A 20,940-nucleotide genomic window follows, 5' to 3' on the forward strand; every position below is an offset into this window, starting at 1 on the left:
CATGGATTGTCCGACGATTTCGTCCCGCCGTCCCGACCGAAGCTGAAGCGCAAGTTCTACGAATCCGAACTGGCTGATCTCCAGGAGGAGCTGGTCCGGTTACAGCGCTGGATCAAGCACCGGGGTCTCAAGGTGGTGGTCATCTTCGAGGGCCGCGACGCTGCCGGAAAGGGCGGCGTCATCAAACGGATCACCGAACGTCTCAATCCCCGTGTGGTGCGGGTGGTGGCCCTGGGCACACCGAGCGATCGCGAGAAGACCCAGTGGTGGTTCCAGCGCTATGTGGCCGAGTTGCCCGCCGCCGGTGAGATGGTCCTGTTCGACCGTAGTTGGTACAACCGCGGGGTGGTGGAGCCGGTGATGGGCTTTTGCACCCAGGAGGAGTATCGGGAGTTCCTGCGTTCCTGCCCCGAGTTCGAGCGGATGCTGATCAGGTCGGGCATCATCCTCATCAAGTACTGGTTCTCCGTGAGCGATACCGAACAGGAGCGCCGGTTCCAGGCCCGTATCAACGATCCGACGAAGCGATGGAAGCTATCAACGGTGGACGTGGAGGGCAGGTCTAGGTGGGTGGAGTTCTCCAAGGCGAAGGACATCCTGTTCGCCCACACCGACATCAAGCAGGCCCCTTGGTACGTGGTCAACGCCGACAACAAGAAGCGTGCCCGCCTGAACTGCATCGCCCACCTGCTGGACCAGATTCCCTACGAGGATGTTCCATGGGACGACATAGAGCTACCCGAACGCCAGTCGGGGGTCGGCTACGTCCGCCCGCCCATCACGGACCAGACCTTCGTCGAGGAGAGGTTCTGAGTCCGGGGTCGGTCACTTCCCGATCGCGGCGTCCCGGTGCGGGGTCCCCGGTCCACGCCTGCCACCGTGCATAGGCCGGTGATCGAGGACGTGCCACGCCACACCGCCGAGCCACGGTTCGCTCGCCCTCTCGAGGGGAAGGTCGCTGTGGTGACCGGCGCAAGTTCCGGGATCGGCCGGGCCGTCGCCCGCCGGCTGGCGGTGGAGGGCGCCCGGATACTGGTGGCGGACCTCCGCCCGCATCCCCGTGACGGGTCTCACGAGGACGGAGGCCACGCATCGACCGTGGATCTGATCCGGGCCGCCGGGGGAGAGGCGGTCTTCTTGGAGACCGACGTAAGCCGGTCGTCGGACATGAAGGCCGCGGCAGCTGCCGCGGAGAGCGAGTTGGGCGGGCTGGACATCATGGTCAACAACGCGGGGATTTGGCACGGCCACCGGACGATCCTCGATGAGACCGAAGCCGAGTTCGACTCGACCATCGCCATCAACCTCAAAGGAGTCTGGCTCGGATGCAAGGTGGCGATCAGCCACATGGTGCGGACGGGATCGGGCGGGAGCATTGTCAACATCGCATCGATCGCCGGGATGGTCGGGTTGGCCGCGGAGCCTGCCTACTCCGCCTCCAAGGGAGCGGTGATCGGACTCACCCGCCAGTTGGCCATCGACTACGCGGACGAGCGGATCCGGATCAACGCGGTCGCTCCCGGCTTCGTGGAGACCTCCCTGTCCCGGTCGGTCATGGGTAACAATCCAGAACACGATCTGACCCCGTGGCCCCGGCTCGGAACGGTCTCCGACGTCGCCTCGGCCGTGGCCTTCCTGGCTTCGGACGAGAGCGAATGGATGACGGGCACGGTGCTTGCCATCGACGGCGGCTACACAGCCAGGTAGGGCATCCCGCGTTGCGACGCCGGGCGCAGGTTCGTCGAGGTGGACGGGACACGCGCTTGTACCCGGCGTGGTCCTTGCCTTGATCTGACTCCCCGCTTCCTGCTGGTCTGATGCCGGGCCGGCCCGCGCGGCGCCTAACATGACCGCCACCCACCTGATCTCCGGTCAGAGGCGCCTGGCGGCGGGCGGGATGTTGCCGAAGAACTTCGAGGTATGGCCGAACACCTGGGTCTCAGCGAAGCCATTTCAAGATACGTGCAGGACGGGGACACCGTCGCCCTTGAAGGTTTCACCCATCTGATCCCGTTTGCCGCCGGGCACGAGATCATCCGCCAGGGGAAACGAAACCTAACCGTGTCGAGGTTGACCCCTGATCTCATCTACGACCAGTTGATCGGGGCCGGATGCGTGCGCAAGCTGCTCTTCTCGTGGGGCGGGAACCCCGGTGTGGGTTCTCTGTACCGCTTCCGGGATGCGGTGGAGAATGGCTGGCCGGCGCCAATCGAGTTGGAGGAACACAGCCACGCCGGGTTGACCAACCGGTATGTGGCCGGCGCCTCGGGCATGCCGTTCACCGTGATGAGGGGCTACGCAGGGAACTCTCTGGGCGAGATTGCCCCGCATGTCCGGTTCCTGGAGTGCCCGTTCACGGCTGAGCGGGTGGCGGCGGTGCGTGCTCTCAACCCCGACACGGGGATCCTCCACGCCCAGCGGGCCGACCGGGCCGGCAACGTACAGGTGTGGGGTATATCCGGGGTGTTCCGGGAGGTGGTCATGGCGTCCCGGTATGCCGTCGTCACGGTGGAGGAGGTGGTAGAAGTCCTGGATCGCCGACCCGGCGATTTCGTCATCCCGTCGATGGCTATCACCGCGGTGTGCGAGGTACCCGGGGGCGCCCGGCCCTCCTACGTGCAGGGCTACTACGAACGTGACAGTACCTGGTACCGGAAGTGGCCTGACGTGAGCCGGGATCGGGAGGCGTTCCTTGCCTGGCAGGACGAATACGTCATGGGAGCTTGAACAGTGGCGGACCGCACGCCGGCGTGGACCGCCGCCGAGATCATGTCCGTGGTGGCGTCCCGTCTTCTCCGCGACGGAATGTCCTGCTTCGTGGGCATCGGAATCCCCAGCACGGTTGCGAACCTGGCCCGCAACACCCATGCGCCGAACCTGTTCCTCATCTATGAAGCAGGGGCGCTCGGCGCCAAGCCCTACCGCTTACCGCTCTCGATCGGCGATGGTGAGTTGGCGGAGACGGCCGACTCGGTGGTTTCCGTGCCCGAGATATTCAACTACTGGCTGCAGGGCGGACACATCGATGTCGGATACCTGTCCGCTGCCCAAATCGACCGGTTCGGCAACCTGAACACCACCGTGATAGGTCCCGACTACCACCAGCCGAAGGTGCGCCTCCCCGGGGCGGGAGGTGCTCCCGAGATCGCCGCCCACTGCCGCGAGGTGACGGTGATCATGCGCCATGCCCGGCGGGCCTTCGTGCCCAGGGTCGACTTCGTGACCTCGGTCGGCTTGGGTCCGGCGCCCGAAACCAGATCCCGACTCGGTTTCCGGGGGGCAGGGCCGATCAACGTCATCACCGATCTGGGGATACTGAGGCCCGATCCGCAGGACAACGAATTGACCCTGGTGGCGGTACATCCGGGTGTCGATGTTCGAGATGTCCAGGATCAGACCCAGTGGCCGCTCCGGGTGGCGTCGCCCCTCGGAGTGACGGACGCCCCGACCAGCAAGGAGTTGGCGGCGCTCCGAGACCTCATCAGCCGGTCCTAGTGACCGACCACTAGGGGCAACATGGCAGGCCGAACCTGGGATGTTCTCATCGTCGGCGGGGGAGTAACGGGCTGCTCGGCGGCCTGGCACCTGGCCGGCTACGGGGCCGAGGTCCTGCTGCTCGAGGAGTACGACCTCAACACCCAGGCCTCCGGCAGGAACGCCGGAAGCTTGCACGGTCAGATCCAGCACGGCTCCTTCCTGGAGTTCGGGGACGATTGGGGGCGGGCCTTCCTTCCGGCCCTGCTGTTCCTGCACCGTTCCCTGGCGATCTGGAGAGACCTCGGAGAACAGCTATCCGCCGATCTCGAGGTCACTTTGAACGGGGGGCTCCTGATAGCCGAAACGGACGATCAGATGCGGGACATCGAGCGCAAGGTGGCCATCGAGCGGTCCGCCGGGGTCGAGTCCGACCTGCTCGGGCGCCAGGATCTGGCAACGGTCGCCCCCTACGTGTCATCCACAATGGTCGGCGCCCAACTCTCCCACGTGGAGGGAAAGGCCAACCCCATGCTGGCCGGCCCCGCGCTCGCCAGGGCGGCCGGCAGGCGAGGCGCGACCATTCAGGTCAATACCAAGGTCCACGGGCTCGAACCTGACGGCGACGTCTTCACGGTCTCGACCAGCGCCGGGATCGTCACCGCCCGGCGCGTGGTGCTGGCGGCGGGCAACACCATGAACCGGTTCGCACCGTTGTGGGGTCCGCCCCTCGCGATCTTCGACGATCCTGCCCAGGTCGGGGCCACCGAACCTATTGCGCCCATGGTTCACCACCTGGTCTACTTCGCCGGCGGCCAGCTGACCTTCAAGCAGGCCAAGGCAGGCACGCTGCTGATCGGTGGCGGTTGGTCATCCGATATCGACCCCGCCACAGGCGTCACCCGGGTCAACCCGGCCAACCTGATCGCCAACATGAGGATCGCGTTGCGGGTGGTCCCGTCACTGGCCGGAGTCCAGCTGATCCGCACCTGGTCAGGGGCCGGTCTGGCCACTCCCGACCTGTCCCCGATCATCGGACCCCTGGGCCCACCCGGTCTGGTGGTGGGGGTGTATCCCCACATGGGCCTGACAGCGGGCCCGCTCATGGGCCGGGTACTGGCGCAGCTGGCGCTCGACCGCACCCCCGAGGTCGATCTGACCCCCTTCGCCCCCGACCGCTTCTAGGCATTTTGCCAGCATCCCCAAGGGATTCGACATCGCCGGACGAACCCGTTGCGAGCTGTCCGGCTGGAGACACTTCGCGGCCGGTAGGGTGTGCGCCCATGCTCGGAACGGTCACGATCGTGAACCCGAACAGCTCGGCGACCATCTCCATGCAGATCGATGACGCCGTGAGTTCCCTCGCGGGCGACCTGGGAGTCGGGATAGAGGTGGTCACCTGTGCTGAGGGTCCTCCGGCCATAGAAACCGATGAGGACGTCGCCGCCGCGGTCGGCCCCATGGTCGAGACCGCTCTGGCCCATCCCGCCGATGCCTACGTGGTGGCGTGCTTCTCGGATCCAGGGATAACCGAGTTGAGGAACGCGCTGGATGAGCCGGTGTTCGGAATTGCCGAGTCGGCGGTGTTGGCGGCCATGTCTCGAGGACGCACGGTCGGAATCATCTCCGCCCTCGATGTCGCCATACCGCGCCACTACCGCTACTGGGACCGCATCGGTGTGTCGGCGAGGATCGTGGCGGACATCGCCACAGGCAGGGGAGTGCTGGATCTCGAGAGCGAGGACGCCTACCGGGACGTGCTCGGAACCGGGCGGAAACTGGCCGGAGCCGGTGCCGAGGCGGTGGTACTGGGCTGCACCGGCATGACCCACCTCCGCGCCCGGCTCCAGGCCGACCTCGGGATGCCGGTAATCGAGCCATGCCGGGCGGCGCTGACACTCGCCGCCTCAGCTCTCCGGGACGCATCCCCGGTGACCGGAGCGGATTCGCCACTCGGCTAGAGAGCACGGGCGGCTGCCCGAGCTTCCAGCACCCCGGCCGCCAGGTCTCCGTAGGACGTCTGCCAGCCGTTCGGCACACTGGTCCGCCCTCCCTACAACTCGACCGGCTTCGGGGTCTCCGAGCCCTAACCGGTGCGCCCCCTTCTCCTAACGATGGGATCCAGATAATTAGTAAAGTAACTTGACAAACTAACTAGGAAGGGGGGACAATACGGCTCGAGTCGGCGAGATCCACCCGGTTGTCAGGCCGTATGGATCGCCGTCAACGGATCACGAGGATGGGATGGCGTCCGGCACCTGCGTCTACCGGTGTGAATCGGGTTTCCGGGACAGACGGTTACCGGCGCGGCGTGACGCCCTCCTCCAACACCGCGAAGAGCGCGAGACATGATCGACGGGTCCGGCTCCTGGGCACTTCGCCTCCGTAACGGCCAGGCGGTCTTCGACGAGTTCATGGAGGCCGCGCCGTTCCCGATCTCACGCGCCACGCTGGCCCGCCGGACAGGCCTGTCGAAGCCGACCGTGTCCGCGCTGGTTTCTGACCTCGAGGACGCCGGCGTGGTGAGCCTCATCCCTCCCGAGGCCTCCCAGGGCCGGATCGGGCGCCCGGCCGCGCCCTATGCGCTGGTTCCGGACGCCGCGCTGGTCGTGGGAGTGGACATGGGGGCCACCAAGGTCATCGTGGGTGTCGCCGACCTGCTGGGGCGGGTACTGGCAGAGGACCGTATCGAGACCGCCTCCAATGCCCGGGCAGCGGTGGACGCGGTTGTGGGGTCCACGACCCGGCTGCTCACCAACCTCGGCAAGAGCCACCTCCTCGAATCCGGCTGCGTGGGCGTGCCCGGCGTGTACCGGCCGCGGCCGGACCGGGTGGAGATGTCTCCCAACCTCGCAGGATTCTCCGATCTCCCGATCCGCGCGGAACTCTCTGAACGGCTCGGCGTGCCGGTCACCATCGAGAACGACGTGAACCTGGCTGCGGTGGCAGAGGCGGAGGCGATGGACGACCGTGGTGGGCTCGATTTCGTCGCCATCTCCGTCGGCACCGGAATAGGCGCCGGTCTGGTGATGGACGGGAGGCTGTACCGGGGAGGACACGGAGCCGCCGGAGAGCTCGGGTCGATCGACATGTCCGGTGTGGCTGACGACCGGGCGGGACGTCTTACGCTGGAGGATCTGGCCTCCGCTCCAGCCATTCGCAGGCGGTTCCGCCAAGCAGTAGATACCGACTTTCCCTCCCGCCTCGAGCGCGATGCCGAGGTCTCGGAGATCCTCCTCGCGGCGTCATCGGGTGACGAAGCCGCGTCCGAGGCTCTCGGCATCGCCGCCGAGGCGATGGCATCGGCGGTGGCCTGGCTCTGCTGGTTCGGAGATCCGGCCCGGATCGTCTTCGGGGGAGGGGTCGGGTCCAATCCCATCTTCGTGGATGCGGTGCGCTCCAAGCTGGACCGTTGCCTTGACGAGACGCCTGAACTGGTCGCTTCGGCATTGGGGAGCCGGGCTGCCTTCATGGGAGCGATCTCAACCGCTCGGGCCTCGGTGAGGACCACCTTCGTACGGGGCCGGTTGGGCAGATGACCCCGAACCTGAAGTCACCGGCCGATGAGATCGCCGCCGCCGTCAACGAGGAGGATCTGGTCGGGCTGGTTCTGGAGGCGGTGAGGATCCCGAGCGTCACTCCCGAAGAGAAGGCCTTCGCCGAATGGGCCGGTAGCCGGATGGAGGAAGGACCCTGGGACCGGGTGCGTCTGGTGGAGGCGGAACCGGGACGGCCCAACGTCTACGCGGAGACGGGCCGGGCACGAGGACGGTCCCTGGTCCTGGCGGGGCATCTCGACACTGTTCACGCGGACGACTGGGTGCGGGAGTGGGGCGGGACAGACCGTGCCGACCCTTTCAGGGGATGCATCGTCGAAGGGGAGATTTGGGCCCGCGGCGTGACCGACCAGAAGGCGGGGGTCTGCTCGATCATCGAGGCGGTTAGAGCAGTCGACCGGGCCGGCTACCGCTTGGCCGGCAACCTCACCGGACTGCTCGTCTGTGATGAGGAGTCCGGTCAGCCCGGCAGCGGGCTCTCGGCGGGGATGCGCGCCGCCGTCTCGCACCTTTTCGACGGTCCCGGTCACGCGCCGGACTTCGCCATCTACACCGAGCCGACCACGGGGGCGATCTACACCGCCCAGATGGGTTTCCTGATCGCCGACGTGACCCTGACCGGTCGCTCGGCCTACTTCGGAACCCCCGAACTCGGAGTGGATGCGCTGCGGGCCGGCCACGCGCTGCTGAGCGAGCTTTGGGACCGGAACGAGACCCTGAGGGCTGGGGAGGCCCATGACCTCCTCGGCGAGCGCTTCCTGCTGGTCACCCACGTCGAGTCCGGAGGCAACATCGCGGTTCCTGGCGACTTCCGGTTGTCCCTCATCCAGAAACTGCTCCCCGGCGACGACCTCGATTGCCAGGCTGACGCGTTGCGAGACATAGCGGCGAGGGTTGCGGACGGCCACGGCGCGTCGGCCGAGGTGGTCTTCTCCGCCCCCCGGGATCACCGGGTGGGCGGAACGCCCGACGAGGTTTCCCCGGACCATCCGGGCGTCCGCTCGCTGATGGAATCGATCGAACACACGACCGGTGGGGGGGCCCGGATCGAGGGTGCTCCCTACTGGTCGGAGAAGCCACTGCTCCGGGGCGCCGGGATCCCCGGCGTGTACTTCGCTCCCGGAGACATAGCGACCTGTCACACCCCATTCGAACGGCTCCCGATCCAGGAGTTGATCTCCACTACCCGCACCCTCGCCCACTTCGTGGCGTCGTGGTGCGGCGTGGAGCAAGCAGGGAACGGGCGGCCAGAGGAGGAACAATGAAGACAAGAACAAGGACATCGAGGCGGCGGATGTTCATTGCCACCATGGCGGTGCTCGGCTTGCTGGCTGCGGCCTGCGGCGGTGATGACGTTGCCGAGGAAACGACGACTACCAGGGCAGCGACCACGACCCAGGCCCCCGCCACCACCGAGGCCCCCGCCACCACCGAGGCGCCTGCGGCGCCGGTGGCGCCTGTGACTCGGGGGCCGGGGGGTGAGGCGGCTACTCCGTCGGGTGAGATTGTGCTTTCGGCTGATGAGATCGCTGAGGTGAAGGCGGGTGGTTTTACGGCTGCGTTGTTGTGGCATACCGCGGGTGCGTTCACTGATGCGGTGAGCCAGGGCGCTCGGGACGCGTTCGCCGAGTTGGGTATCGAGGTTATTGCTGAGACCAACGCGCAGTTCGACGCGGCGCAGCAGGCGAACGACGTCGAGACGGTGATGGCTCAGAACCCTGACATCATTATCAGTCTGGTTCTCGATCCGGTGTCGGGTGCGGAGGCGTTCCGCCCGGCTGTGGATGCGGGCGTGCAGTTGGTGTTCTTGAGCAATGTGCCTGAGGGATACGTTCATGGGACTGACTATGTCGGGGTGGTGACCGACGACCTGGCGGCGATGGGTATTGCTGCTGCTGATCTGTTGGCTGACGCGCTGGGGGGTCAGGGCAAGGTGGGGTTCATCTTCCACGATGCTGCCTATTACGTGACGAACCAGCGGGATCAGGCGTTCAAGGCCTGGATCGAGGCTGCTTATCCCGGCATCGAGATCGTCGACGAGCAGGGGTTGGCGGACCCGGCGGCTGCCGAGCAGATCGCGGCGTCGTTGTTGACTCGCAATCCTGACCTCAACGGCATCTACGCGCCGTGGTCGGCTGGTCCCGCTGATGGGGTCTTGGCGGCTCTGCGAGCGGCCGGCGCTTCCGACGTGGCGGTGGTGACCCTCGATTTGGACACGAACGTGTCGTTGGATCTGGTTGAGGGCGGCAACATTGTCGGGATCGCCGCTGATGAGGCCTATGCCCTGGGCCGGACCATGGCTCTCGAGGGCGCCTACGGTCTGGTCGGCAAGCCGGCGCCTCCTTTCGTGGTGGTTCCCGCCATCAAGGTCACCGCTGACAACATCGTCGACGCCTACCGCCAATCTTTGGCGACCGACCCACCAACCGAAGTCATGCAAGCCCTCGGCGGATAGGCTGTAGCGTCCGAGTGTCCGAAGGAACTGCCCGAAGTGAAGGCGGTACGTAGACCGCTTAGAGCCGTCGCCGGCTCGATACGGTCACGGGCGCGCCAAGGCGACGATGGCGGGTTTCGACAGTACGTCGTGTACCTGGCCTTCGTCTCGATCCTCGCCGTCTTCGCTCTGTTCCTTTGGGACGACGGGTTTCTCAGCACTTCCAACCTGCTGAACATCGGCCGCCAGGCTGCGCCCATCGCGGTGATGGCGGTGGGGATGGCCTTCGCCCTTGCGTCCGCGGAGATCGACCTGTCCGTGGGGTCCACGGTGGCCCTCTCGTCGCTGGTGGCTGCGGTGGTGGTCGGCGATCACGGGTTCCTGGCGGGCGCCACCGCGGCGGTGGCCACCGGGGTTGTGGTCGGCCTCTTCAACGGTCTGATCACCGTCAAGGTCCGGATTCCCTCATTCCTGGTCACCCTGGGCACGCTGGGCATCATCAGCGGGATCGCCCGCAATGTGAACAACCTCCAGTCGATGCCGATCCGGGACGACACCTTTGCGGCTCTGTTCGGCGCCGGATCGCTGGGTCCGGTCTCGTCCCTCGTCGTCTGGACGATCATCGTGTTCGCGCTGGGCCACTTCGCGCTACACCACCTGCGCTGGGGCCGCCACGTCCTGGCCACGGGGGCGGACCGGGAGTCGGCGAACGCGTCCGGACTCAACACGGACCGCATCCGGGTCAGCGCCCTCGTGGCGAGCGCCACCGCCGCCGCCTTCGCGGGGGTGCTGCTGGCCGGCCGGCTGGCCATCGGTCGCCACGACCTCGGCGAGAACGACCTGCTGACAGTGATAGCGGCGGTCGTTATAGGGGGCACCAGCCTGTTCGGGGGGCGCGCCTCGATCGCGGGGGCGGTGACCGGAGCGGTCATCATGGCGATGCTCAACAACGGGCTGATCCTGATGGGGCTGGAGGTGGCGGACCAACTGATCGCCCGCGGGGTGATCATCATCCTCGCCGTGGCACTCAGCATGCGAGCACCGCAAGAAAGTTGAGCCACGATGTTCCTGAAGACACTGCTGACCCGTAACAGGCCCTTCGTAGAGGCGGCCATCCGGCTCCACCAGGAGGGGAGCATCCCCGCCAACAGCTACGTCCTGGATCTCGACACGATCGAGGCCAACACCCGCCACTTCTCGAACGAGGCCCACCGCCGGGGGCTCACGGTGTATGCGATGAGCAAGCAGTTGGGCCGCGCCGGGGGTGCGCTGGATGCGATAACCCGGGGCGGCGCCGACGGTTACGTAGCGGTCGACATGGCCTGTGCCCGGCCCATCGTGGCCGGTGGGCACAGGCTGGGCAATCTGGGGCATCTTGTCCAGATGGCGCGCGGAGAGACCCGTGAGGCGGCAGGCATGGCCCCCGAATACTGGACCATCTTCTCCCGCACCAAGGCTTCGGAGGCCTCCCGGGCGGTGGCGAGGCTCGGGCGCACCCAGGACGTGCTCCTCCGGATATGGAACGAGGGCGACGTCTTCTACCCCGGGCACGAAGGGGGGTTTCACATCGACGAGCTGCCGTCCGCCATCGCCTTCGTGAACAGAACCGCCGGGCTGCGGTTCGCAGGTCTCACCACCTTCCCCGCGCTCCTCTACGACAAGGAGACCAGGAAGGTGGCCGCCACGCCCAACGTGGAGACCCTCGCCCGGGGGGTGGAGGTGGCCGCCGGCGCGCTCGGAGACGGCGCCCGTATCGAGGTCAACGCACCCGGAACGACCTCCACAGCGGTCCTCGATCTGCTGGCGGACATCGGGGCCACCCAGGTCGAGCCCGGCCACGGCCTTACCGGCTCGACGCCACTGCACGCGGTGGATGAGCTACCCGAGCAGCCCGCCGCTCTATACCTCACCGAGGTAGCCCACCTGCACCAGGGCGTTCCGCTGTGCTTCGGCGGTGGCTTCTATGTCGACCCCGTCTTCGACCCGTACGGCACGCGGGCACTGGTAGCGGCCGCCCCGGAGGATGCGTCCACCGAGCCGGTGCCGCTCGACATGCCCGACCCGGCCGGCATCGATTACTACGCAAGGCTCCATCCACCGGCCTCGCGCAAGGTCGAGGAGGGGGACACCGTGATCTGCGGGTTCCGCGTTCAAGCCTTCGTGACCCGGGCTTGCGTGGTGGGAGTGGCGGGGGCCCGGACGGCTGCCCCGGCGGTGGCCGGCGTCTGGAACACCCTGGGCGATCCGATACCGGCGAGGTGAGGATGACAGCTCCCGCCCTCGAGGTCCGGAACCTGTCGAAGGCGTTCCGCGCCGTGCAGGCCCTGGACGGCGTCTCTCTCGATCTTCACCGGGGGCGGGTGACGGCGCTGCTGGGCGACAACGGGGCCGGTAAGTCGACGCTCGTGAAGTGCCTGGCCGGGATCTACCAGCCGGACTCGGGCAGCATACGCATCGACGGGGCCGAGCATCGGATCTCCTCTCCGGATGTGGCCCGCTCGCTGGGCGTCGAGTCCGTCCACCAGGATCTGTCGCTCATCGACACGCTGAACGTGGCCGAGAACCTGTTCCTGAACCGGGAGTACACACAAGGCGGGTGGTTCGGGTCACGGTTGGGGCTGTTGAACAAGAGGCGTATGCACGAGGAGTGCGGCGAGACCCTGGCCCGTCTCGGGATAGCCATCCCGTCGTTGCGCAAGCCGGTCGGGCTGCTGTCAGGTGGTCAGCGGCAGGCCATCGCCATCGGGAGGGCGGTTGCCTGGGGCCAGCGGATCGTTCTCCTGGACGAGCCCGCCGCGGCGCTGGGTGTCGAGCAGGCCCGCCGGGTCCTGGACCTGATCCGTACGCTCCGGGACGCGAACGTGGCGGTGCTGCTCATAACACACAACATGGACCGGGTCACGGCGGTGTGCGACACGGCCGTGGTGCTACGACGGGGGCGCAAGACGGCCGAAGCCGACGTCAGCCAGGTGACCCAGGACGACTTGGTGGCTTTCATCACCGGCGCGAGGACCACCGAGTCCCCGGAGTGAGGGTCTCGGGGAGATTGCCGTCCATGAAGGCAGGCAGGGGCCGGTCCTCCCTCAGCACGTCCGCGGGGAGCCCGCGCGTCCGGTCCGGGCGCGTTCCCCGGGTCGGGTAATCCGTTCGCGAGGGACGGCGCAGCAAGTGGAGGTTGTCGTCGCCTCGAGCGCCGAGGAGATGGCCGCCCGAGCGGCCGGCATCGTCGGTACCTTCCTTCGTTCCGTTCCATCGCCGGTGCTCGGCCTGGCGACCGGCGCGTCGGTGCAGCCCCTCTACCGGGAGTTGGTCCGCCGCCACCGGGAGGAATCCCTCTCGTTCGCAGCCGCCCGGGCCTTCCTGCTGGACGAGTACGTGGGGCTGGACCATGACCATCCGCAGCTGTATCGCAATGTTGTCCGCGCCGAGTTGACCGGACTGGTCGACCTCCGACCCGCCCGCCTGTTCTCTCCCGACGTGCATGCGGCCGACATGGAGGAGGAGTGCGCCCGCTACGACCGCCGGGTCCGGCGGGCACGGATCGGGCTCCAGATCCTGGGGATCGGGCGCAACGGCCATCTCGCCTTCAACGAGCCCGGCTCGGCCTTCGACTCCCGTACCAGGGTCGTGAGCCTCACCGCGACGACCCGGGCTGACAACGCCCGCTTCTTCGGCAACCCGGATGAGATGCCGCGCTGCGCGGTGACACAGGGTCTCGGCACGATCATGGGGGCCGGTCATCTGATGGTGATGGCGTCGGGCGCCGCCAAGGCCGTTGCCGTACAGGGTGCGCTGCTCGGTCCGGTGGCTGAAGCCCTGCCGGCCTCGATCCTCCGGACTCACCCCCGCGTCACCCTTGTCGTCGATCGCCGGGCCGTGAACCCAGCGGTTGCCGGTGAAGCAGCCCGGATGCGTATCCCGATCCGGTAGCCGTCGCCGGCCGGGCCGGTTGTGTGCGGTTCAGGAGGGTGCTGAAAAAGATAGGGATGGCTTGGCCCGCGATTGCGTTGACCTGGGGTCTCATCGCCGGACAACGGGCAACCGGACGTTTTTTAGTACCCTCCTAGGTGACCACTTTCATTACGGTGCTGCGGCCGGGGGAAGTGTGGACCCTCCTGTATCCCAGCATGACCGGCCGGGCTGACTCGACGCCGGTGTCCACCCGGAGGACGGGCGGGTCCAGGAGGCGTACCTTCTCCTCCCCGGCCAGGATGATCACGTTCTCCTCGCCGACCCGGCTGATGACTTCGGGGCTGATCTGCTGGTTGCCCCGGCCGAGCAGGAAACCCTGGCCGCCGATCACCCCCAGGTAGATCGTGGCCGGAACGCCTGGCTCCAGCAGGGCGACCAGCTCGGCGGCGGTGACGTTGGTGGCGACCATCCGGCGGTTGCGAACCACGTCCACGCCGGCCAGTGTTCCCTCCAGTTCCAGGTGATCGAGAATTCGAGCCACCGTGGTACCGGGTCCGAGCACGTAGAGATGATCGGGCGCCATCCCGCCGGCAAGCTTGCTGCACAGCCGGTCCAGGCTGGCATCGTCCCCCAGCGCGGTAGTGGCCTTGCCCGGCTGGAGAAGGTCACGGACGAAGGGGACGGATGCGACCGAGAAGCCGGCCACGTGGCCCGGGTCGTCCCCAGCGTCCAACACCTCTCGCCTGGTCAGAGGAACCTTGTCAGGCGTCGCCAGGTAGCGGGCCGCCATGGCGCCGGCCGCCTCCGGCGTGTTCCCGAACACGGCGGAATGCATCTTGACACCGGTGGGGATGCCCACCACCGGAACCTCGGTACCGACCACCGCCACGATGTCGCGGGCGGTCCCGTCCCCTCCGGCGAAGGCGATCAGGCCGACACCTTCCTCCAGCATCCTGGCGGCTACCTCACGGGTGTCGGCCGAGGTGGTCGGGTCCGACCTCACCGGTACTACGACAGGCGAGAGCCCGGCTTCCCGGGCTGTCTTCTCTCCCATTGTGCCGGAGCCTGTTATCACCTGCAGGTCGGGAACGGCGTCCGCCAGCAACCTGACGGCCCGGCCCGCCCGGCGGTGGGCGATGGGGACCGCTCCGAGGGCGGCGGCCTGCCGGTAGGTGTCACCGTCGGTGCCGTGGAGACCCACCGATCCCCCCATTCCCGCGATCGGGTTGACGATCAAGCCCAACCGGATCGGGTTTCGGTTCATGAGCCGGAAAGCTAGTGGTCTGTCCCCGAAACGACCAGGCGTGTCTGGCGGTCATCGGTGTCCCGTCGCTGTGTTCCGCTTCCTTGACGTGCCGCTGCGGGCACGCCTTCGTCAGCGGGCCTTGTGAGGAACACCGCTGCCGGCGCCATACCACTCCGCCATTCCGCAGACAGACGCGAGAGTGGTCTGTCTGCGAAACAGCCAGGCGTGTCTGGCGGTCATCGGTGTCCCGTCGCTGTGTTCCGCTTCCTTGACGTGCCGCTGCGGGCACGCCTTCGTCAGCGGGCCTTGTGAGGAACACCGCTGCCGGCGCCACACGACACCGCCATTCCGCAGACCGAGCACTGGCAGACCGCTAGTGGACGCGCCGCAGCCTCCCATCGGTAGAGTTAGAGGTCAGCAAGATCAGCGCGAGACCGAAGGTGTGATGGAGTGAACAGAGCCCACCCCTACATGGCCAACTCTACGGAGGAGACCAAGAAGCACATGCTCAACGCGATCGGCGCGGCCACCGTCGATGAACTGTTCGAGCAGATACCCGACGAACATGTAACCACCCGGCGGTTCGAACTGCCCGAGCCCCTCGTCTCGGAGGTGGAACTGAAGCGACACATGACAGGGGTGCTCGGGAAGAACGAGCACTGCGAGGACAACCTGAGCTTCCTGGGAGGCGGCACGTGGCAGCACCATGTGCCGGCCATATGCGACGAGATCTGGACCCGCAGCGAGTTCCTGACCTCGGTATGGGGTACGGGATCATCCGACTTGGGCCGCAACCAGGCCTGGTTCGAGTTCGCCAGCCAGCTGGGGGAGTTGGTGGGGATGGAATTCGTGGGCCTGCCCGTATACAGCTGGGGCGCCGCGGTGGGCCACTCGATGCGGATGGCGACCCGGATGACGGGACGCGGCCGGGTCCTGGTTCCCGCCCTGATGGATCCGCAGCGTCTGGACGTGGCGCGCACCTACGCCGGGTTCCCGGAGCAGGAGGGCCACATTGAGATCGCCTATGTGGGTTACGACCCGGCCACCGGACGCCTCGACCTGGCCGACCTCGACAGCCGTCTTGACGACGGAGTTGCCGCGGTCTATTTCGAGAACCCCGCCTACCTCGGTGTGATCGAGGACCGGGCCGCCGAGATCGCGCGGATGGCCAGAGCCGCGGGCGCCGAGACCATCGTCGGCGTCGATCCGACCTCGCTCGGCGTGATCGTCCCGCCCTCCGATTACGGTGCCGACATCGCGGTTGGGACCACCCAGCCGCTCGGTATCCACATGAACGGCGGGGGCGGGGTTGGGGGCTTTATCGCCACCCGGGACGAGGAGCGCTACGCCCGGGAGTACCCCACCCTCCAGGTCAGCCTCACCGACACCACCCACGAGGGGGAGCGGGCCTTCGGACTCGCCCTCTTCCAGCAGAGTTCATACGGCTCCCGGGAGGACGGCAAGGACTGGACCGGGAACTCGGTCTATCTGTGGGCGATCGCCAACGCCGCCTACATGTCGGTGCTGGGACCGGCCGGCTTCGAGGAGTTGGGCGGAGCGATCCTCCGGCGGAGCCACTATGCCGCCAGCCGGCTGGCAGGCGTGCCGGGCGTGTCGCTGCCATGGCCGACCGGCTTCTTCAAGGAGTTCGTGGTCGGTTTCGACGGCACGGGCATCCCGGTGGCCGAGATCAACCGACGACTCAGGGACCACGGCATCTTCGGTGGCCGCGACCTGAGCAGCGACTTCCCCGATCTGGGCCAGAGCGCCCTGTACTGCGTGACCGAGGTGCATAGCCGGGCCGACATCGACCGCCTGACCGCTGCGCTGGAGGAGGTGACCCGATGACCACCAACGGATTGAGGAAGTACCACGCCGCGGTCTGGGATGAGCCGCTGGTGATGGAGATGGGCGCCCCGGGTCGCAGGGGGCAGCTCTTCCCCGTGGACGAACCCGATCTCGACGCGGTGGTGGGTGACACCTCCGACCTGATTCCCGAGTCCCTGCGCCGGGGCCGCCCGGCCGACCTGCCCGAGCTCTCGGAGCCCGAGGTGCTGCGTCACTACCTGCATCTCAGCCAGGAGGTGCTGGGGATGATGGGCATCAGCCTGTTCGGCACCTGCACCATGAAGTACAACCCGCGGGTCACCGAGGCGCTCACCCGGCAGCCTTTCGTGGCCGAGACCCATCCCGATCAGGACGTCGAGACCCTCCAGGGCACTCTGGAGGTCATCCATGGGCTCGACCGGATGCTTCGGGATCTGACCGGCATGGACCAGTTCGTGTTCCAGCCGGGAGGAGGCGCCGACGCCGCCTTCCTCCACGCCACGGTGACCAGGGCCTACCACGAGGCCCGCGGAGACCTGGCCCAGCGGCGGGAGATCATCACCACCGTCCAGGCCCATCCATGCAATCCCGCCACCGCCGCGGCGGCCGGATTCGACGTGATCAACCTTCCCCTCGAGGAGAAGGGCTACGCGTCGGTGGAGGCGCTCCGGGCGGCGGCATCCGAGCGGACAGCGGCCCTGATGGTCAACAACCCGGACGACATCGGCATCTACAACCCCCACATCAAGGAGTGGGTGGACATCGTTCACTCCGTGGGCGGGCTCTGCTTCTACGACACCGCCAACTTCAACGGCGTGATGGGCCGGATCCGGGCCCGGGAGCTGGGCTTCGATGCCTGCATGATGATGCTTCACAAGACCTTCGGCGCTCCCAAGGCGGGCGGCGGACCGGCGGTGGGCGCCTACGGGTGTTCGGAAGAGCTGGCCCCTTACCTGACCGCGCCGGTGGTGGTCAAGGGAGACGACGGAGCGTTCGCCATCAGGGTGCCCGAGCACGCCGGCAGTACGCAGGTACGGGAGTACCTGGGCAACATCCCCGTGATCATCAAGGCCTACTCATGGCTCCGGGCGCTGGGAGCGGCGGGGGTCAAAGAGGCGGCCGACCTGTCGCTGCTGGCCAACAACTACATGGAGACCCGCCTGCTCCAGATCCCCGGTGTGACCAAGGGCCTTCCCCATCTGGACGAGTACCGCATGGAGATGACCCGTTACAGCCTGGGCGAGCTCACCGAAGAGACCGGGGTCACCACCGTCGATGTGGCCAACCGGATGGTCGACTACGGCGTGGATGCCTTCTGGATGAGCCACGAGCCCTGGTTCATCCCGGAGCCGTTCACACCCGAGGCGGGGGAGATGTGGTCTGTCGAGGACCTTGACTACTGGATCGATGTCATAGCGGCCATCTGCGAGGAGGCCCGCACCGATCCCGAGCTGGTCAAGACCGCCCCCCACAACCAGCCCATCCACCGGGTGGTTGGGAGCGGGCTGGACGACCCTGACCGGTGGGCGACCACCTGGCGAGCGTACCGCCGCAAGAACGGGCTCGAAGGCTGATCCGAGGGTGCGCGTCGGCGTACCGGGGGTCGGTCTGCCCACCGAATCGGTCGGGCTGACTTTCGAGGGCCATCCCGTGGAGGGGTTGGCGGGTGACACGCTGGCGTCGGCGCTGGTCGCGTCCGGAGAGATGGGTCTGCGCGATGCGGTGGACGGTGGGCGCCGGGGTGTCTTCTGCGGGATGGGCGCTTGCCACGAGTGCGCGGTGGTGGTCGATGATCGGCCGGGAACGCTGGCATGCATGACCGGCGTGGCCGAGGGACAGGTGGTGCGGAGGCAGCCGGCGGCTCCCGGACCTCCGGACAATCCTTCCGGCAGCCGGCCGAGGCGTGAACTCTCGCCTACCGTCCTGGTGGTGGGTGGCGGGCCCGGAGGCCTCTCGGTGGCCTCGGTCATCGCCGAGCACGGCGTGGACGTGGTCGTGATAGACGAGCGGTCCAAGCTGGGTGGCCAGTTCTACAAGCAGCCGCCGCCGGAGCGGGCCATCGACGACTCCCGGATCGACTCCCAGTACCGAGCCGGACGCAAGTTGATTGCCCGGGCCCAGGACGCCGGGGTCCGGTTCCTCAACGATGTCACCCTCTGGGGGGCCTTCGCGCCGGACTCCCTGGCTGCCCGGAGCCAGGACTGCGACTGGGTATTCCGCCCCGGGCGCCTGGTGCTGGCTACCGGAGCCCACGAGCGACCGGTCCCCATTCCGGGCTGGACCCTGCCGGGCGTGATGACGACCGGCGCGGCCCAAACCTTGCTCAGATCCGGCCAGGTCGCGCCTGGGCAACGGGTGATGCTCTCCGGCAACGGTCCGCTCAACATGCAGGTGGCGGCGGAACTGGTCAGAGCCGGCGTAGAGGTGGTGGCGCTGGCCGAGCAGGCGGATCTCCGGTGGTGGCGCAACCTCGGCGCAGGCGCCGGAATGCTCGCGGCCGCGCCGGAGCTGGTCGCCAAGGGGTTCTCCTACCGCACCACCCTGGCCCGGGCCGGGGTTCCGGTGATCGACCGCGCCTCGGTGGTCGAGATACGAGGCAATCAGCGGGCGGCGGTGGCGGTAGTGGCCCGCCTGGACCCTTCCGGGAGCCCGCTACCTGGCTCGGAACGGGAGTTCGCCGCCGACGCGGTCTGCCTCGGCTACGGGTTCATCCCGGCCAACGAGATCTCCCGCGCCCTCGGATGCGATCATCGTTACGACCCGGTGACCGGCACGCTCGTGGCGGTTCGTACTGCCACCGGGCGGACCTCGCTCGACTCGGTCTGGGTGGTGGGAGACGCCGGTGGGATCAACGGCGCCTACGTGGCGACCGCCCTCGGCGCCATCGCCGGCGCCGACGTGCTGGGCGACCTCGGGCTTGCGTCGTCCGACCTCTCTGCCCGAGCCGGGTCCCGCGCCGGCAAGACCCTCCGCCGGCACCGCCGCTTCCAAACCCACCTCCGCGGCCTCTATCGCACGGAGCCCCTTACAACCGAGTTGGCCCGCGACACGACCCTGGTCTGCCGGTGCGAATCGGTCACCCTCGGCGAGCTGAGGGAAGCATTTGCCGGGGGTGCCAAGTCCGCGGGTGCGGCGAAGCGCCTGACCCGGGCCGGGATGGGCAAGTGCCAGGGCCGCTACTGCAGTCCGTCGGTGCTCGCTATGGCTGCGGGAGCATGCGGTGTGGCGCCCGGAGAGTTCTCCGGCTTTGCCCCCCAGGCCCCGATCCGCCCAGTTGCTATCGGTGAGGTCGCCGGGACTGCTACCTGATCCCCGGCCCGCACGCGGTGCCTTGACACGGGTTTGTCGCCGACAATCAGGCCAGCCTCGACATTTTTCGGTACTCTCCTAGAGTGGCAGGGCAGGCGACTGGAGGAATGATGGCCAAAGAGTTTCGGGGTAGCTACACGGTATCTGTTACTCCCTTCACGGAGGACGGTTCGGGCATCGATTTCGGAGCGCTGAAGAACTTCCTGGACTGGCAGTTGGAGGTCGGCGTCCCGGGAATCATCGCGCTGGGCAGCACCGGGGAGTTCCTGACGGTGAGCGACGAGGAGCGCCGCCAGCTCGTGGAGACGTACGTCAACCACATCGACGGACGCATGCCGGTGATCATCGGCACGATGAACGCGCACACCCCGAACGCCGTCCGCCACAGCCGCCAGGCGGAGGATCTGGGCGCCGACGGCGTGATGATCATCCCGCCCTACTACTACACGCCCACCGACGACGAGATCTTCAGGTACTACGAGGCGATCGACGCGGCCATCTCGATCCCGATCATGCTCTACAACAACCCGGTCACCTCCAATGTGGACATGTCGGCCAAGCTCCAGGCCAAGCTGTGTTTGGAGTTGGAGTCGGTGCAGTACGTCAAGGAGTCGAGCTTGCATCTCTCCCGAGTGCCGGAAGTGATAGAAGCCTCCGGGGGCCGGATGAAGGTGTACGCCGGCGAGTGGGTTGTCGACTCCTACCTGCTGGGGGCGATCGGCTACGTCAACCCGTTCGGCAACTACATGCCTAGGGCATCGGGCCGTATCTTCGAGCTGCTCGAGGCGGGGCGCATCGACGACGCCCGGGCCATCTGGCGCCCGATCGACCGGATCGAGCACACCATCGCCGAGGGCCACCCGACCTACGGCCACCAGTGCTACTCCAAGGCGCTCGCGGCCGCGGTCGGTCACCCGATGGGTGACGTGAGGGCGCCGCTGACCACCTATGCGGAGTTAGGCGAGGAGGGCCGTGAGCGCATGGCGAGGCTGATGCCGCTGGTCGAGGAAGCCGATTCGCTGGCCGAGTCGTTCGGTCTCTAGTGGTCTGTTTGTGAATGGCGGTGTGGTATGGCGAGGCAGCGGTGTTCCTCGCAAGGCTCGCTGACGAAGGCGTACCCGCAGCGGTACGTCGAGGAAGCGGAACGCAGCGACGGGACGCCGATGGCCGCCAGAGCACCC

General features: G+C 67.3%; 18 protein-coding genes. 17 read left to right on the forward strand and 1 reads right to left on the reverse strand.

Annotated elements, in window-relative coordinates; genetic code table 11:
* Window positions 1-6 precede the first annotated feature (6 nt).
* The 13 genes from ppk2 to OXM57_06535 all read left to right on the forward strand — a co-directional run bounded on the left by ppk2 (window position 7) and on the right by OXM57_06535 (window position 13,395).
* Window positions 7-813, forward strand: a complete 807-nt coding sequence (gene ppk2, locus OXM57_06475; GenBank protein MDE0352318.1) for a polyphosphate kinase 2 — start codon at window positions 7-9, stop codon at window positions 811-813.
* 78 nt (window positions 814-891) lie between these two features.
* Window positions 892-1,707, forward strand: a complete 816-nt coding sequence (locus tag OXM57_06480; protein ID MDE0352319.1) for an SDR family oxidoreductase — start codon at window positions 892-894, stop codon at window positions 1,705-1,707.
* Between the two features lie 213 nt (window positions 1,708-1,920).
* Window positions 1,921-2,727, forward strand: a complete 807-nt coding sequence (locus OXM57_06485) for a CoA transferase subunit A (GenBank protein ID MDE0352320.1) — start codon at window positions 1,921-1,923, stop codon at window positions 2,725-2,727.
* A gap of 42 nt (window positions 2,728-2,769) precedes the next feature.
* Window positions 2,770-3,495 (forward strand): CoA-transferase subunit beta, encoded by a 726-nt coding sequence (locus OXM57_06490; protein MDE0352321.1) that lies wholly within the window; start codon window positions 2,770-2,772, stop codon window positions 3,493-3,495.
* Between the two features lie 21 nt (window positions 3,496-3,516).
* On the forward strand, window positions 3,517-4,659 hold the full coding sequence (locus OXM57_06495; protein ID MDE0352322.1) for an FAD-binding oxidoreductase: 1,143 nt from the start codon (window positions 3,517-3,519) through the stop codon (window positions 4,657-4,659).
* 98 nt (window positions 4,660-4,757) lie between these two features.
* On the forward strand, window positions 4,758-5,435 hold the full coding sequence (locus OXM57_06500; protein ID MDE0352323.1) for an aspartate/glutamate racemase family protein: 678 nt from the start codon (window positions 4,758-4,760) through the stop codon (window positions 5,433-5,435).
* A gap of 387 nt (window positions 5,436-5,822) precedes the next feature.
* Entirely contained in the window at window positions 5,823-7,013 is a 1,191-nt protein-coding gene (locus OXM57_06505) for an ROK family transcriptional regulator (protein MDE0352324.1), read from the forward strand.
* Window positions 7,010-8,296, forward strand: coding sequence for a M20 family metallopeptidase (locus OXM57_06510; GenBank protein MDE0352325.1), 1,287 nt, complete (start codon window positions 7,010-7,012; stop codon window positions 8,294-8,296). The genes OXM57_06505 and OXM57_06510 overlap by 4 nt, the downstream gene beginning before the upstream one ends.
* Window positions 8,293-9,486 (forward strand): substrate-binding domain-containing protein, encoded by a 1,194-nt coding sequence (locus OXM57_06515; GenBank protein MDE0352326.1) that lies wholly within the window; start codon window positions 8,293-8,295, stop codon window positions 9,484-9,486. The genes OXM57_06510 and OXM57_06515 overlap by 4 nt, the downstream gene beginning before the upstream one ends.
* A gap of 78 nt (window positions 9,487-9,564) precedes the next feature.
* Window positions 9,565-10,521 carry an ABC transporter permease gene (locus OXM57_06520; GenBank protein ID MDE0352327.1) on the forward strand — a complete coding sequence of 319 codons (957 nt, stop codon included), beginning with the start codon at window positions 9,565-9,567 and terminating at the stop codon, window positions 10,519-10,521.
* Between the two features lie 6 nt (window positions 10,522-10,527).
* Window positions 10,528-11,727 carry an alanine racemase gene (locus OXM57_06525; GenBank protein MDE0352328.1) on the forward strand — a complete coding sequence of 400 codons (1,200 nt, stop codon included), beginning with the start codon at window positions 10,528-10,530 and terminating at the stop codon, window positions 11,725-11,727.
* A gap of 2 nt (window positions 11,728-11,729) precedes the next feature.
* The gene (locus tag OXM57_06530) at window positions 11,730-12,497 is read left to right on the forward strand and encodes an ATP-binding cassette domain-containing protein (GenBank protein ID MDE0352329.1); all 768 of its coding nucleotides are present in this window, start codon (window positions 11,730-11,732) and stop codon (window positions 12,495-12,497) included.
* 136 nt (window positions 12,498-12,633) lie between these two features.
* Complete coding sequence (locus OXM57_06535; GenBank protein ID MDE0352330.1) at window positions 12,634-13,395, forward strand: glucosamine-6-phosphate deaminase; 762 nt, start codon at window positions 12,634-12,636, stop codon at window positions 13,393-13,395.
* Between the two features lie 133 nt (window positions 13,396-13,528).
* Here OXM57_06535 and OXM57_06540 read toward each other — a convergent pair whose 3' ends face one another.
* Entirely contained in the window at window positions 13,529-14,641 is a 1,113-nt protein-coding gene (locus OXM57_06540) for an NAD(+)/NADH kinase (protein MDE0352331.1), read from the reverse strand.
* A gap of 453 nt (window positions 14,642-15,094) precedes the next feature.
* Between OXM57_06540 and gcvPA the strand changes: the two genes are divergently transcribed.
* From gcvPA to OXM57_06560, 4 genes are all read left to right on the forward strand, one after another.
* Window positions 15,095-16,471 (forward strand): aminomethyl-transferring glycine dehydrogenase subunit GcvPA, encoded by a 1,377-nt coding sequence (gene gcvPA, locus OXM57_06545; protein MDE0352332.1) that lies wholly within the window; start codon window positions 15,095-15,097, stop codon window positions 16,469-16,471.
* Window positions 16,468-18,024: an aminomethyl-transferring glycine dehydrogenase subunit GcvPB gene (gene gcvPB / locus OXM57_06550; protein ID MDE0352333.1), complete on the forward strand. Its 1,557-nt coding sequence runs from the start codon at window positions 16,468-16,470 to the stop codon at window positions 18,022-18,024. The genes gcvPA and gcvPB overlap by 4 nt, the downstream gene beginning before the upstream one ends.
* A 7-nt stretch (window positions 18,025-18,031) precedes the next feature.
* The gene (locus OXM57_06555; protein ID MDE0352334.1) at window positions 18,032-19,759 is read left to right on the forward strand and encodes an FAD-dependent oxidoreductase; all 1,728 of its coding nucleotides are present in this window, start codon (window positions 18,032-18,034) and stop codon (window positions 19,757-19,759) included.
* Between the two features lie 107 nt (window positions 19,760-19,866).
* Complete coding sequence (locus tag OXM57_06560) at window positions 19,867-20,802, forward strand: dihydrodipicolinate synthase family protein (protein MDE0352335.1); 936 nt, start codon at window positions 19,867-19,869, stop codon at window positions 20,800-20,802.
* Window positions 20,803-20,940: the final 138 nt, after the last annotated feature.

The organism is bacterium (assembly GCA_028820935.1).
In the GTDB taxonomy this organism is placed as follows: domain Bacteria; phylum Actinomycetota; class Acidimicrobiia; order Spongiisociales; family Spongiisociaceae; genus Spongiisocius.

What these genes read in the sequence shown, in the direction of transcription:
- OXM57_06485 (MDE0352320.1), top strand. Translation starts at nt 1,921, where the DNA reads ATGGCCGAACACCTGGGTCTCAGCGAAGCCATTTCAAGATACGTGCAG.
- OXM57_06490 (MDE0352321.1), top strand. Translation starts at nt 2,770, where the DNA reads ATGTCCGTGGTGGCGTCCCGTCTTCTCCGCGACGGAATGTCCTGCTTC.
- OXM57_06495 (MDE0352322.1), top strand. Translation starts at nt 3,517, where the DNA reads ATGGCAGGCCGAACCTGGGATGTTCTCATCGTCGGCGGGGGAGTAACG.
- OXM57_06500 (MDE0352323.1), top strand. Translation starts at nt 4,758, where the DNA reads ATGCTCGGAACGGTCACGATCGTGAACCCGAACAGCTCGGCGACCATC.
- OXM57_06505 (MDE0352324.1), top strand. Translation starts at nt 5,823, where the DNA reads ATGATCGACGGGTCCGGCTCCTGGGCACTTCGCCTCCGTAACGGCCAG.
- OXM57_06510 (MDE0352325.1), top strand. Translation starts at nt 7,010, where the DNA reads ATGACCCCGAACCTGAAGTCACCGGCCGATGAGATCGCCGCCGCCGTC.
- OXM57_06515 (MDE0352326.1), top strand. Translation starts at nt 8,293, where the DNA reads ATGAAGACAAGAACAAGGACATCGAGGCGGCGGATGTTCATTGCCACC.
- OXM57_06525 (MDE0352328.1), top strand. Translation starts at nt 10,528, where the DNA reads ATGTTCCTGAAGACACTGCTGACCCGTAACAGGCCCTTCGTAGAGGCG.
- OXM57_06530 (MDE0352329.1), top strand. Translation starts at nt 11,730, where the DNA reads ATGACAGCTCCCGCCCTCGAGGTCCGGAACCTGTCGAAGGCGTTCCGC.
- OXM57_06540 (MDE0352331.1), bottom strand. Translation starts at nt 14,641, where the DNA reads ATGAACCGAAACCCGATCCGGTTGGGCTTGATCGTCAACCCGATCGCG.
- gcvPA (MDE0352332.1), top strand. Translation starts at nt 15,095, where the DNA reads ATGGCCAACTCTACGGAGGAGACCAAGAAGCACATGCTCAACGCGATC.
- gcvPB (MDE0352333.1), top strand. Translation starts at nt 16,468, where the DNA reads ATGACCACCAACGGATTGAGGAAGTACCACGCCGCGGTCTGGGATGAG.
- OXM57_06560 (MDE0352335.1), top strand. Translation starts at nt 19,867, where the DNA reads ATGATGGCCAAAGAGTTTCGGGGTAGCTACACGGTATCTGTTACTCCC.